The sequence below is a fragment of the Mesorhizobium sp. M1C.F.Ca.ET.210.01.1.1 genome (genome assembly GCF_004791585.1).
GTDB lineage: Bacteria > Pseudomonadota > Alphaproteobacteria > Rhizobiales > Rhizobiaceae > Mesorhizobium.
On sequence record NZ_SRUU01000015.1, the window covers coordinates 148,183 to 161,540 of the forward strand.

10 protein-coding genes are annotated in these 13,358 nt (G+C 62.1%); 4 read left to right on the top strand and 6 right to left on the bottom strand.

The features are described from left to right. Position 1: 1 nt before the first annotated feature. From narJ to EN853_RS18580, 4 genes are read right to left on the bottom strand one after another with little or no spacing between them, the layout of a single operon-like run. Complete coding sequence (gene narJ, locus EN853_RS18565) at positions 2-697, bottom strand: nitrate reductase molybdenum cofactor assembly chaperone (protein WP_127860944.1); 696 nt, start codon at positions 695-697, stop codon at positions 2-4. Then, a complete protein-coding gene (narH, locus tag EN853_RS18570) occupies positions 697-2,223 on the bottom strand; it encodes a nitrate reductase subunit beta (protein WP_127860943.1) in 1,527 nt (508 codons plus the stop codon). The genes narJ and narH overlap by 1 nt, the downstream gene beginning before the upstream one ends. Further along, positions 2,220-5,960 carry a nitrate reductase subunit alpha gene (locus EN853_RS18575; RefSeq protein WP_127860942.1) on the bottom strand — a complete coding sequence of 1,247 codons (3,741 nt, stop codon included), beginning with the start codon at positions 5,958-5,960 and terminating at the stop codon, positions 2,220-2,222. Before EN853_RS18575 ends, narH begins: the two co-directional genes overlap by 4 nt. Positions 5,961-5,974: 14 nt before the next feature. After that, a complete protein-coding gene (locus EN853_RS18580; protein ID WP_127860941.1) occupies positions 5,975-8,716 on the bottom strand; it encodes an MFS transporter in 2,742 nt (913 codons plus the stop codon). Positions 8,717-8,869: 153 nt separating this feature from the next. On the opposite strand from EN853_RS18580, the gene EN853_RS18585 reads away from it, so the two are divergent. The 4 genes from EN853_RS18585 (at position 8,870) to EN853_RS18605 (ending at position 12,695) form a co-directional block, all read left to right on the top strand. Then, positions 8,870-9,604 (top strand): helix-turn-helix domain-containing protein, encoded by a 735-nt coding sequence (locus tag EN853_RS18585; protein WP_245517085.1) that lies wholly within the window; start codon positions 8,870-8,872, stop codon positions 9,602-9,604. 347 nt (positions 9,605-9,951) lie between these two features. Next, positions 9,952-10,374, top strand: coding sequence for a CBS domain-containing protein (locus tag EN853_RS18590; RefSeq protein WP_127860940.1), 423 nt, complete (start codon positions 9,952-9,954; stop codon positions 10,372-10,374). 517 nt (positions 10,375-10,891) lie between these two features. Further along, complete coding sequence (locus EN853_RS18595; RefSeq protein ID WP_245517084.1) at positions 10,892-11,686, top strand: HdeD family acid-resistance protein; 795 nt, start codon at positions 10,892-10,894, stop codon at positions 11,684-11,686. A gap of 802 nt (positions 11,687-12,488) precedes the next feature. Further along, a complete protein-coding gene (locus tag EN853_RS18605) occupies positions 12,489-12,695 on the top strand; it encodes a hypothetical protein (RefSeq protein WP_127860938.1) in 207 nt (68 codons plus the stop codon). Between the two features lie 33 nt (positions 12,696-12,728). On the opposite strand, the gene EN853_RS33995 is transcribed toward EN853_RS18605, so the two are convergent. Continuing rightward, positions 12,729-12,872, bottom strand: coding sequence for a hypothetical protein (locus EN853_RS33995; protein ID WP_167524514.1), 144 nt, complete (start codon positions 12,870-12,872; stop codon positions 12,729-12,731). A gap of 236 nt (positions 12,873-13,108) precedes the next feature. Continuing rightward, a complete protein-coding gene (locus EN853_RS35115; protein ID WP_281061503.1) occupies positions 13,109-13,243 on the bottom strand; it encodes a hypothetical protein in 135 nt (44 codons plus the stop codon). Positions 13,244-13,358 lie beyond the last annotated feature (115 nt).

The window sequence follows — 13,358 nt, forward strand, 5'->3', positions numbered from 1 at the left end:
GTCAGGCCGCAGTGTTGCGCGCATCGCGATTGGCGGCACGCATCTGGATCCTCAGCCGATCGACGGAACAGCCGTCGGTCGCATTTCCGGGACCGAATGTGACGGCGGTCTCTTCCCAGGCGGCGTCGATGGCCGCCAGGTCGTCGGACTCGTCGATTTCGGCAGCGCCCACGACCATGGCGGGCTCGCTGGCAATCGAGCGTATGGCCGTGAACACGGCGGCATAGCCTGCGTTGCGCCTGGTGAGCCGCTCTTCCAGCAACGAGAAGATGCGGGCGGTTTCATTGAGCAGGCCGCGCGCCTCCGCAAGGGGACGAGCAGAAAGAAACTCCAGGAAAAGCGGGATGAAGTCAGGCAATTCGTTTGCCGTAACGACAAGCCCGCCACGCCGGTAATGCTCGACCAGATCGACCATCGCCTGGCCGCGATCGCGGCTCTCGCCGTGGATGTGTTCGAACAGATGCAGCGAGTGACGGCGCGTCTTGTCGAACAACTCGACGTAGCGCTCCTGGAGATCGTAGAGATCCAGGGTCGCCAGATCGGCAAGCAAGGACTGCAGCTGCCTGCCTGCTTCGTCCGACACCAAACCCTCGGCTGCAATCGCCGCGTTAATTTCCGGGATCGCCGCGCAAAGTTCCTCGGTCGGATATGAAAGGAGCGCCGAGAGCGCCTTGAAAGTCCTTTTCGGCGTCGCCATCACGCGATCTCCATCGGGTTCGTCGGCCGCTTGGTCGGCTTAGTGCCGAAGAGGTTCGTCTCGGTGGAGCCTCCCGAGCAGCCGTTGCCGAAGGAGAAACCGCAGGAGCCCCGCATGTCCTGGGCGTCCTCGCTCCACTCGCGGTGCGTCGTCGGGATGACGAAACGGTCCTCGTAATTCGCGATCGCCATCACCTTGTACATCTCGTCGATGGCCGCACCCGTCAGGCCGACACGCGCCGCGATCGACTCGTCGAGGCGGCCGTCGATCGTCTTTGCCCGCATGTAGCTTCGCATCGCCAGCATGCGCTCGAGCGCGAGCGCCACAGGCTCCTCATTGCCCGCCGTCAGCAGGTTGGCGAGATACTGGAGCGGGATGCGCAGGCTGCGCACGTCGGGCATGTCGCCATCCACGCCCATCTTGCCGGCGGCGGCCGCCGACTGGATGGGCGAGAGCGGCGGAACGTACCAGACCATCGGCAGGGTGCGGTACTCCGGGTGAAGCGGAAAGGCGATCTTCCACTCCATCGCCATCTTCCAGACCGGCGACAATCTGGCCGCCTCCAGCCAGTTGTCGGGAATCCCGTCGGCGCGGGCCTGAGCGATGACGGCCGGATCGTTCGGATCGAGGAAGACATCGAGCTGCGCCTGATAGAGGTCCTTCTCTTGCGGCGTGCTGGCGGCGGCCTCGATACGGTCGGCGTCGTAGAGGATCACGCCAAGATAGCGGATACGCCCGACACAGGTTTCCGAACAAACCGTCGGCTGTCCCGCCTCGATGCGCGGAAAGCAGAAGATGCACTTCTCCGATTTGCCCGACGACCAGTTGTAGTAGATCTTCTTATAGGGGCAGCCGGAGACGCACATGCGCCAGCCGCGGCACTTGTCCTGATCGATCAGGACGATGCCGTCCTCCTCGCGCTTATAGATGGCTCCCGACGGGCACACTGCCGCGCAGGCCGGGTTTAGGCAGTGCTCGCACAGTCGCGGCAGATACATCATGAAGGTGTTTTCGAACTGGCCGTAGATGTCCTTCTGGACGCCTTCGAAATTCACGTCCTTCGAACGCTTCTCGAACTCGCCGCCCAGGATTTCCTCCCAGTTCGGTCCCCATTCGATCTTTTCCATCCGTTCGCCGGTGATGGCCGAGCGAGGACGGGCCGTGGGGAAAGCCTTCGATTCCTTGGCCGTATGCAGATGCTCGTAGTCGAAGGTGAACGGCTCGTAATAGTCATCGATCTCCGGCAGATCAGGGTTTGCGAAGATGTTGGCAAGGATGCGCCACTTGGCGCCCATCTTCGGCTCGATCTTGCCGTTCTTCTTGCGCCGCCAGCCGCCGTTCCATTTCTGCTGGTTCTCCCACTCCTTGGGATAGCCGACGCCCGGCTTGGTCTCGACATTGTTGAACCATGCGTATTCGACGCCTTCCCGGTTGGTCCAGACGTTCTTGCAGGTGACCGAACAGGTGTGACACCCGATGCACTTGTCGAGGTTCAGCACCATCGCGATCTGAGCACGGATTTTCATTCTGCTGCCTCCTTGGGAGCATCGGCTTGCAGGGGTTCCTCGAGCCAGTCGACGGCCGCCATCTTGCGGACGACGATGAACTCGTCGCGGTTGGAGCCTACGGTTCCGTAGTAGTTGAAGCCGTAGGACTGCTGGACATAGCCGCCGATCATGTGCGTCGGCTTGAGCACGGTGCGCGTCACCGAATTGTGGATGCCGCCGCGGTTGCCGGTCAGTTCGGAGCCGGGCGTGTTCACGATCTTCTCCTGGGCGTGATACATCAGCATCATGCCCTGCTTCACGCGCTGGGAGACGACGGCGCGGGCCGTGAGCGCTCCATTGGCGTTGAAGACCTCGACCCAGTCGTTGTCCACAATGTCCGCGGCCTTGGCATCGGTCTCGGAAATCCACACCACCGGACCGCCGCGATTGAGCGTCAGCATCAGGAGATTGTCCGTATAGGTAGAGTGGATGCCCCATTTCTGGTGGGGCGTGATGAAGTTGAGGACAATCTCCTTGTTGCCGTTGGACCTGAGCCCCTTGACGGCGGAAATCGTCTTGAGGTCGACAGGCGGCTTCCACGTGACGAAGCCTTCGCCGAAGGCCCGCATCCACAAATGGTCCTGATAGAGCTGCTGGCGCCCGGTCAGCGTGCGCCACGGGATCAGTTCGTGGACGTTCGTATAGCCGGCGTTGTAGCAGACCTTCTCGCTCTCGATGCCGGACCAGGTCGGCGAGGAGATGATCTTGCGCGGCTGGGCCTGAACGTCGCGGAAGCGGATCTTCTCGTCCTCCTTCGGGATGGCGAGATGGGCATGGTCGCGGCCGGTCGCCTTGGCGAGCGCCTCCCAGGCCTTCACCGCGACCTCGCCGTTGGTTTCGGGCGCGAGCATCAGGATCACTTCGGTCGCGTCGATATCCGTCTCGATCTTCGGCAGGCCCTTGGCGGAGCCGGCGGGCTGGACGCCGTTGAGAGCGCCGAGTGCCTCGACTTCATGCGCCGTCTTCCAGCTGATGCCCTTGCCGCCGTTACCGACCTCGGTCATCAGCGGGCCAAGCGCGGTAAAGCGGGCATAGAGGTTCGGATAGTCGCGCGTGACGACCGTCACCGCCGGCATCGTCTTGCCTGGGATCGGTTCGATCTCGCCGCGCTTCCAGTCGGCGACATCGAAAGGCTGGGCGATCTCGCCGGGCGTGTCGTGCTGGATGGGGGTGAGGACAACGTCCTTCTCCACGCCCAGCACCTCCGGCGCGACCTCGGAAAAGGTCTTGGCAAGGCCCTTGTAGATATCCCAGTCCGAGCGCGCCTCCCAGGCAGGGTCCACCGCCGCCGACAGCGGATGGATGAAGGGATGCATGTCGGAAGTGTTGAGATCGTTCTTCTCATACCAGGTCGCTGTCGGCAGCACGACGTCGGAGTAGACGCACGTCGTCGACATACGGAAGTCGAGCGTCACCAGAAGATCGAGCTTTCCTTGCGGCGCCTCGTCGTGCCAGGCGACCTCCTTGTTGCGCACCTTGCCTTCGGCGCCGAGATCCTTGCCCATGACGCCGTGTGTGGTGCCGAGCAGGTGCTTCAGGAAGTATTCGTGTCCCTTGCCGGAGGACCCGAGGATGTTGGAGCGCCACACGAACATGTTGCGCGGCCAGTTGGCCGGATCGTCGGGGTCCTCGCATGCAAGGTCGAGTTCACCGGACTTCAGTGCGCTCGCCACATAATCCTTGACCTCGAGGCCGGCCGCAGAAGCGCGCTTGGCGATGTCGAGCGGATTCTGCTTCAACTGCGGCGCGGAAGGCAGCCAGCCCATGCGTTCGGCGCGAACGTTGTAGTCGATGAAACTCTGGTTCCAGTCCCCTTCGGGCGCGGTCGGCGACAGGATCTCCGCTGCCGTCAGGGTCTCGTACCGCCATTGATCCGTGTGCGCGTAGAAGAAGGATGTCGAGTTCTGGTGGCGCGGGGGGCGCGCCCAGTCGAGCGCGAAGGCGAGCGGCGTCCAGCCCGTCTGCGGCCGCAGCTTTTCCTGGCCGACATAATGCGACCAACCGCCGCCCGATTGGCCGATGGCACCGCAGAACACCAGGAGGTTGATGATCCCCCGGTAGTTCATGTCCATGTGGTACCAGTGGTTGAGACCGGCGCCCAGGATAACCATCGAGCGCCCGTTGGTCTTTTCTGCATTGGTGGCGAACTCGCGCGCCACGGTGACGATGGCGTCGCGCTTCACCCCGGTGATGCGCTCGGCCCAGGCCGGTGTGAACGGCACGTCCTCGTCGTAGGAAGAGGCGACGTTGGCGCCGCCAAAGCCGCGGTCGAGGCCGTAGTTGGCCATGAGCAGGTCGTAGACCGTCGCGACCTTCACCGGCCCGTCGACGGTCTTGATCGTGCGGACCGGGATGTTGCGGGTCAGGACCTCGCCGTGCGAGGTGGCCACGAAATGCTCCGACGCCCGGCCGCCGAAATAGGGAAAGTCGACGGCCGCGATATCGGCTCCGTCGCCGGCAAGGGTGAGCTTCAGCCGAACGTCCCGCCCCTTGCCGTCCTTTTCCTCGAGGTTCCACTTGCCTTGCTCGCCCCAGCGATAGCCAGCCGATCCGAGAGGCGCTATCAACGCGTCCGTCGCCTCGTCGATGGCGACCGTCTTCCATTGCGGATTGTTCTTCTCGCCGAACGCTCCCCTGATCTCGGACGCGCGAAGCAGGCGCTCGGGAACGAGCCGGCCGTCGCGCTCCGCAAGCCGCACCAGGAAGGGCATGTCGGTGTAGCGCCGGGCGTAGTCGTCGAAATACGAGACCGTGCGGTCGAGGTGGTATTCGCGCAGGATCACGTGGCCCATGGCGAGCGCCAGCGCGGCGTCGGTTCCCTGCTTGGGATTCAACCAGATATCGGCGAACTTCGTTGCTTCGGCATAATCCGGCGAGACGACCGCGCTCTTGGTGCCCTTGTAGCGGACCTCGGTGTAGAAATGCGCGTCGGGCGTGCGCGTCTGCGGCACGTTGGAACCCCAGACGATGATGAAGCCGGCATTGTACCAGTCGGCGCTTTCGGGAACGTCGGTTTGCTCGCCCCAGGTCTGCGGGCTCGCCGGCGGCAGGTCGCAATACCAGTCGTAGAAGGACATGCACACGCCGCCCATCAGCGACAGATAGCGCGAGCCAGCCGCGTAGGAGACCATCGACATGGCCGGGATCGGCGAGAAGCCGATGACGCGGTCGGGACCGTGGGTCTTCACCGTATGGGCATTGGCTGCCGCGATGAGCTCGTTCACCTCGTCCCAGGTAGCGCGCACGAAGCCGCCATGGCCGCGGATCGAGATGTAGGACTGGCGCTTGTTCGCGTCCTCGACGATCGAGCCCCAGGCCGCAACGGGCGGCATCTTGGCGCGGGCGGCCCGCCACAGCTTCAACAGCCGGCCGCGGATCATCGGGTATTTCACCCGTGCGCCGGAATAGAGATACCAGCTGTAAGAGGCGCCGCGCGCGCAGCCGCGAGGCTCGTGGTTGGGCAGATCGGGCCGCGTGCGCGGATAGTCGGTCTGCTGTGTCTCCCAGGTGACGATGCCGCCCTTGACGTAGATCTTCCACGAGCAGGAGCCGGTGCAGTTCACGCCATGGGTGGAGCGCACGATCTTGTCGTGCTGCCAGCGCTTGCGGTAGCCGTCTTCCCAGGAGCGATCCTCATTGGTCACGATCCCGTGGCCGTCGGAGAAACTGTCGACGGTCTTGCGGAAGAAGGTTAGCCGGTCGAGAAAATGCGACATTGCTTTGTCCCTGGTTATTCGGCCGCGGCCGGATGGGCGGGCGCGCCGCGCTTGGCGCGCTCGATGTCGTGGAGAAGGCCGCCCTTGCGGGAGTAGACACCCCAGGTGATGGCCAGGCAGCTCACGTAGAACAGCAGGAACCCCAACAACGCGGCGTTCGGCGCGCCCGTGAGGGCGATGGAGGTGCCGTAGCTCTTCGGGATGAAGAACGCCCCGAAGGCCGCGATCGCCGAGGTGAAGCCGGTGATGGCCGCGGACTCCTTCTCCGCCTGCTGGCGACGCGCTTCCGCGTTGGCTTTCGGCAACAAGCGGCCCATCTCCTTGGCCATGATCACCGGGATCATCTGGAACGTGGAGGCGTTGCCGACACCGGTGGCGAAGAACAGGAGCAGGAAGGAAACGAAGAAGCCCATGAACGCGCCCGGCTGGTCCTTGATGCCGATGAACCACAAGACACCCGCAACGCCCGCGATCATCAGCACGAAGGCCCAGAAGGTGACCCGCGCGCCGCCATATTTGTCCGCCAGCCAGCCGGAACCCGAGCGCGAGAGGGCGCCGACGAGCGGGCCGAGGAAGGCGTACTGGAGCGCGTTGACATCCGGAAACAGCATCTTCGTGAGCAGCGGGAAGCCGGCCGAATAGCCGATGAAGGATCCGAAAGTGCCCGTGTAAAGCCAGCACATGATCCAGTTGTGACGGCGCTGGAAGATCACGGCCTGCTCGCTGAAGGATGCCTTGGCCGAAGCGATGTCGTTCATGCCGAACCAGGCGGCAAAAGCCGAGAGCGCGATGAAGGGCACGAAAACGAAGCCGGCATTCTGCAGCCAGAGCGGCGCATCGCCGGTCGGTCCCTTGACCATGGCCGGATCGCCGCCGAGCCAGCCGAAGATCCCGGTGGTGATCGCCAGCGGCACGACGAACTGGACGACGCTGACGCCGAGATTGCCGAGGCCGGCGTTGAGCGCCAGCGCGTTCCCCTTCTCCGCCTTCGGGAAGAAGAAGGAGATGTTGGCCATCGACGAGGCGAAGTTGCCGCCGCCGAAGCCGCAGAGCAGCGCCAGTATCAACAGCACGGCGTAGGGTGTGTCGGGGTTCTGCACCGCATAGCCGATGCCGACCGCCGGTATGATGAGCGACCAGGTCGTAAGCGTCGTCCAGAGCCTGCCGCCGAAGATCGGCACCATGAAGGAATAGAAGATGCGCAGCGTCGCCCCGGAGATGCCAGGCAAAGCGGCGAGCCAGAAGAGCTGATCCGTGGTGAAGGTGAAGCCGACGAGCGGAAGCTTGGCGACGACGACCGACCACACCTGCCAGATGGCGAAGGAAAGCAGCAGCGCCGGGATCGATAGCCACAGATTGCGCTTGGCGATGCGGCGGCCGGTTTCAGCCCAGAAGGTCTTATCCTCCGGACGCCAGTCGGTAAGGGCATCGTCCTTTCGGACCCTCGCCACAGGCGCGGGCATATCCTGCATCTCGGGGAAAGGCGGGAGCTTGGCGAGAGCCTCGCCAACGGTTCCGCGTTCCATCTGGCGGATGGCCATATGCATCCACAGCAGAGCGCCGGAGACCAGCAGGAAGAGCGCCATGAAGCAGCTCGTCCAGAGGCCGGTCAGGTCAAGCAGCAGGCCGAACAGGATCGGCAGCACGAAACCGCCGAGGCCGCCGATCATGCCCACAAGTCCGCCGACCGAACCGACATGGTCGGGATAGTAGACCGGGATGTGCTTGTAGACGGCCGCCTTGCCGAGTGCCATGAAGAAGCCAAGCACGAAGATCGTGACGATGAAGCCGAAAAGGCCCATTTCGATGTGGAAGGAGGTCGTCGTGCCGTTGACGCCGTGAACAAGATAGTCGGTCGGCGGATAGGACAGGACGAAGGTCGCGGCGACCGAAACCAGGAAGGTCCAGTAGAGCACGCGGCGGGCGCCAAAACTGTCCGAAAGGTGTCCGCCATAGGCGCGAAACAGGCTCGCCGGCACCGAGAAAAAGGCTGCGATCATGCCGGCCGTCTTGATGTCGAGGCCGTAGACATTGATGAGATATTGCGGCAGCCAGAGCGCGAGCGCGACAAAGGCGCCGAACACGAAGAAATAGTAGAGCGCGAAACGCCAGATCTGCACGTTCTTCAGAGGCTCGAGCTCGAGCCAGGCGCTTTTCGGCTTGATGCCGGAGCGCCGGCGTTCGGCGATGACCGGGTCGTCGTCCGTCGCGAGCCAGAAGATGACGGCCATGACGACGAGGGCCGCGGCCCAGACCTGCGCCACCGCCTGCCATCCGAAAGCGACGAGCACGAACGGGGCGAGAAATTTGGTGACTGCGGCACCGACATTGCCCGCGCCAAAGATGCCGAGCGCCGTACCTTGTCTTTCCGGCGGAAACCAGCGCGAGACATAGGCGACGCCAACTGAAAAGGAGCCGCCGGCGATGCCGACGCCGAGGGCCGCGACCAGCATCTGCGGATAGGTGTGAGCATAGGTCAACAGGAACGTCGCGGCCGCGGCTGCGAGCATGTTCACAGTAAAGACGATCCGGCCGCCGTAGCGATCCGTCCAGATGCCAAGCGCGACCCTGAGCAGGGAACCCGTCAGGATCGGCGTGCCGACAAGCAGGCCGAACTGCGTCTCGCTGAGGCCGAGGTCCTGGCGGATACGAATGCCGATGATGGAGAAAATGGTCCAGACCGCGAAGCAGACCGTGAATGCGGCCGTGCTTGCACCCAGGATTTGACCAGACTTAGCATTGACGGTGGTTTCCATCGTCGGCAGCCCCTTCGACAGTTGGCCTCAAGGATCGGACTCTCGCCCTTTCAAGGCCAAGATGGCTAAGCCGGCGCGATGAGACATTGATCCAAATCAAGGCTCGACGTGACATTTGTCACAAATGATGCGGAAGTGGTGGGAAAGCCCCAATTGGAGAAGAACATTTTGTTGGATGAAATGACGCATGAGGAGATGGCTCCGGACCAGTTGCCGCTGTTTCGGGGGCTACCCGCATCCCGCCGGACCGATCTGCTGCGAAGCGCCATGGTGCACAGCGTGCCGTCAGGCACGGTTTTGTTCGAGCAAGGCGACGTGCCGAACTTCCAACTGATCGTGCTGGCGGGATCCGCGCAATTGTTTGGACGGTCGGCCGAAGGCCGCGAAGTGTTGATCGAGGCTGTTCGAGCCCCGGATCTCATCATCCCCGCCGCCGTCGTGACCGGAGCGCCCTATCTCATGCAGGCTCGTGTGCCCGAACCTTCGCGGTTCTTGTTGATACATGCGGCAGCGTTTCGCGCGGCCGTCGACGCGGATCCCTTGTTGGCGCATGCCGTGATCGGAAGCCTCGCGCAACAATTTCGACGCATGGTCCGGCAGATCAAGAACCTCAAATTGAGAACCGCGACCCAGCGTGTCGGCTGTTATATTCTGGCCCTGTCGAAGCGGCAGGGCACGCCGGACCGCGCCGTTCTGCCGTTCGAAAAGACGCTCATCGCCTCCGAGCTCGGCATAACGCGCGAGTCGTTTTCGCGCGCACTGTCGAGCTTGGGAAAGTCCGGCATCAGGGTCCATGGCCAGACGATCGCAATTCTCGATGCGCCCCGCCTTGCCGCCGAATGCACGCCTGACCCGCTTATCGACGGAGCGGAAAGCTCTGAGGTCTGATCAATACCTTGGATCGCATGGCGCGGCCTCAGTTGGACGCCGGCGGCAGGGTATCACCACCATCCGAAGCGGCATTGCAGCGCGAAGGCAATTGGCCTAGCGCCGCTCGGGCTCGGCAAGTCTTCAACCCTCCGGTGAAATCCGAGTACGCCGCATGATGGCGCTGTCCCAGGCTGAAGCTGCCGACGCCTTGGGGCTGTCGAAGGCAGTATCGGAACGCCCCATGGCGCTGAACCAACGCCGCTTCCGCACCGCTCGGGCCCGTCACTGACAGCTGTCGAATGCGAGGAACTTTTGGTAACATGAGACAGAGGGCCATGCACCAACCTCAGGAAGGGAGGTCCGTCATGAAAGTCAAAGACGCAATGCATAAGGGTGTCGACTGGGTCAGCCCCGAAACCACCGTCACCGAACTGGCAAAATTGATGCGAGCCGAGGACATCGGTTCGATTCCCATCGGAGAGAACGACCGGCTGATCGGAATGGTGACCGATCGCGACATTGTCTGTAAAGGACTGGCGGAGGATGGTTTCGACAGCCGCACCGCGACGGCGCGCGATGTCATGACGACCGGCATTCACTGCTGCCGCGAAGACGACGATCTGGCCAAGGCCATGCGGCACATGGAGGAACTGAAAATCCGCAGGTTGCCGGTGATCAACAAGAAGATGCGGATGGTCGGCATCCTCAGCGTCGGCGACGTCGGTCAGTCGGCGCCGAGGGAACTTGTGCCCGAATACGTCAAGAGCGTTTCCGCCCATCACCACTGAGGGCGGCTCGCCCGGCGGATAGTCGATATCCGTCGGGCTTCGCCCACGCTCTCGATTAAAGACCTCAACGGGCCACAGCGCGCCGGCAAAAGACCCTTTCAACAAACGAATTCCGTGACAGCACTGTTTGGCGGTATCCTCCTGCGCTACCCATTTCTACGCAATGTTGCGCTACGGCAACCGCCTGACGCGGCGAGGTTCCTTTCCGCGCTCAAGGGCGTCTTTGAACCTAGACATCACACCTAGCTGTCCTCCGATTTTGTCGGCGCATTAGGCCACCCGTCTCCCTACTGTAGAACGCGCGCAATCGGCGGACGTTGCGTTAGCGGGGCGTGCGGCTTTGCTGCCATAGCTTCTTTCGCTTCCTCCCTTTTTTGCGACAATTGTCGCAAAAGGGCCTGTCCAAGGCTTGGGGCGCGTGCGGCGCCTTCCTGGCCAATGAGCCGGGGCTGTTTCAGTGTCCTGGTCAATTGTTAAAGCGCGTCGGAACCTTTTCTCCCTGGTGCACTTCTTGTGCATGTCCCACAAGGTTGAACCGCCAATCTTGCCGGAGAACAGTCCGGATCGGGAAGTCAACTGTGAGGTCGCTTTAGAACCTGCGTTCAAAGAGCTGGTCGCAGCGTCACAAGATCGCGGATGGACTGCCCAAGAAACAGCGGCAACTCTCCTCAGGATTGCGAAAGCCCATGCGGACCGGCTCGGGGTTATCGTAGATACAGGCGATTTTTTGAGGCAGGCCAGGTCGAACTCGTTGGATGCAGCCGCAGAAGTCTTTCGCGAGGCAATGCGGCAGACCGTCAAGCGGTATTCGCTTTGGTATCTGGTAGAGGGCGTGTTGCTGGTCGTGGCCGGAACTTTGGCGATGATCTCTCCTATGATCTCGTCGGTCGCGGTGGTGGTTCTGCTGGGGTGGCTGCTGATTATCAGTGGGGGCCTGCAAGGCATAAGCCTCGTCGGTGCGGGCCACGTGCCTCATTTCTGGCTGCAACTCATCTCGGTCATCCTTGCTATGATGATTGGTCTCCTCTTTCTGCGCCATCCGGGAAACGGCCTGCTGACTGTCACTTTGCTGCTGATCGTCTTCTTCATGATCGAGGGTATCTCGAAGCTGGTTTTCGCCCTCACCATCCATCCCTTTCCCAATTGGGGCTGGGTGTTGGGAAGTGGAGTGGTCGGTATCCTTCTTTCCCTGATACTGTGGGTCAGGATCCCCGGGACGGCCGCGTGGCTGATCGGACTGCTGTTAGGGGTAGAGCTGGTTAGCGAGGGTGCGGCGATTGCCTACCTCGCCTGGCAAGTGCGGAAAAGTTGAACGAACTGCGTACAGGCGTTTCGCATGAGGATATGCCGGGCGAGATACAGCCTTGTTTCGAGACCCGCAACTGGCCTCTTGCAGCCTCGCCTGCGCGCGTTTTTGCCGGCCGGGCTGACGTCTTCCTCCTGCCCGCTTTATGCGCTCCAGCGCCCTTTTGCCTGGCAGCAGCCCGGCCGTGGTTGCCCCCGGGAATGTATCGTTTTACTCAATCCCCAATTGGTGGACTCCCACGGCACATCGGTAGTTAGTTTCTGCATCAAAGCCAAAAAAGAGGGCTGAGGGCCTCGACCGGGAGGAGCCACGATGTCTGCGCAAAAAGAGGACTATCGAACCAACAGAGCCGACTATGTGATTGCCGCGATGCAAGGCCGATCGATTCCTGATAACAGTCGCGACGAGAAACTGAAGACCATCTGGCTAAGAGACCGGCGTTTGGCCAGATTAGCCGCAAATCCGTGTGAAAGCTTGCCACCCAGAGCTAGACCACCGCACGGTTAGGCCGCTCTACATCGCCGCCATCACCGCGCCGATGCTCGCCAGCACTTCTGGTTCTTCCGCTACGGCCGCGTGGTCCTGGTCATGGCCGGATTATGCGCCTACCCGCTTTCGCCTGCCCCTCGAAGCCCTTGGGATCTGTCAGTGAGCAGTCCTGGCGGCAGTGGCCTTGGCATCTTCGACTAGCAAACGTTTGCTCGCGGCGCGTTGCCCCCCGTCTGCCGCGACATTCCGTCAGCGGAACCAAAGGGATAGGCCGTTGTTCTCCTTTTGAAGGGATCGCAAACCGTGAGGACACGGCATTATGGTAGAACTGGTAGTCTTGGAACAGGCGGCCGCTAGGCAACGCGTGAAGCGAGCAGAACAATCTCTCAAACAGGCAAAGGCGATGCTCGAAGAGAGCTGCGGGCTTGCCGTCAGCCTTGCCCTTTGCGCCCGTATTCGGGCCGAACAACGGCACGCGAGAGCAGCCAAAAGGCGACTGCTGACGATCGCGTCGCTGACTCAATGAGGAGCCGTCGCCATGCTGTTTGAACCGCTCGATTCAGACGGCGGAAAGCGAAGCGCCATCTACCACGCCGCACGGCTTGCGATGCTCCACAATCGGCTGGCGAAGAAGATCGAACAGGTCGACCATGCGGCCGATCAGGTCGAACAGGCAGCGGCTGTCTTGGTCGAGGCCGCTCATGAGTTGCCCTCGACGCGGCAGCATAGCTCTTGACCTCTGTTCCTTCACGGTGAAGCGCACCGGTCTTCCGCAGATGCTGCTGTGCCTTTGCCATCGACATCGCCTGATGTTTTGGCTCTCCCGCGCGCGTATAGGTGCTAACCCTTCTTCCTTCCTGTGGAACAGAAATTCAACGAAATGTCGAAACGCTCAGCGCTCCGGGCGGCGAGGCCGTTGTGGTACCTAGCGATCTCGGCTCACCGCTCTGGCGTCATGTTGGCGGCGCGCTTCTTTCCACTCATCGAACCAAGCTCTTTGGCGGCGGCGCTCCTGCCGTCGTCGGTTTCCTCGCCAATGGCAATACGCATGACGCGGACGGTATTGCCGATCATGTCGGCGGGGCGCTTTTGGCTTTAGGTCCGGTTGGCATAGGCGCGCTTCTCCTGTGCGCTCTTGCAGAGCTCATCCAATTTGTCTCGAACCCGATCGTTATCAAGCAGTAGCTTG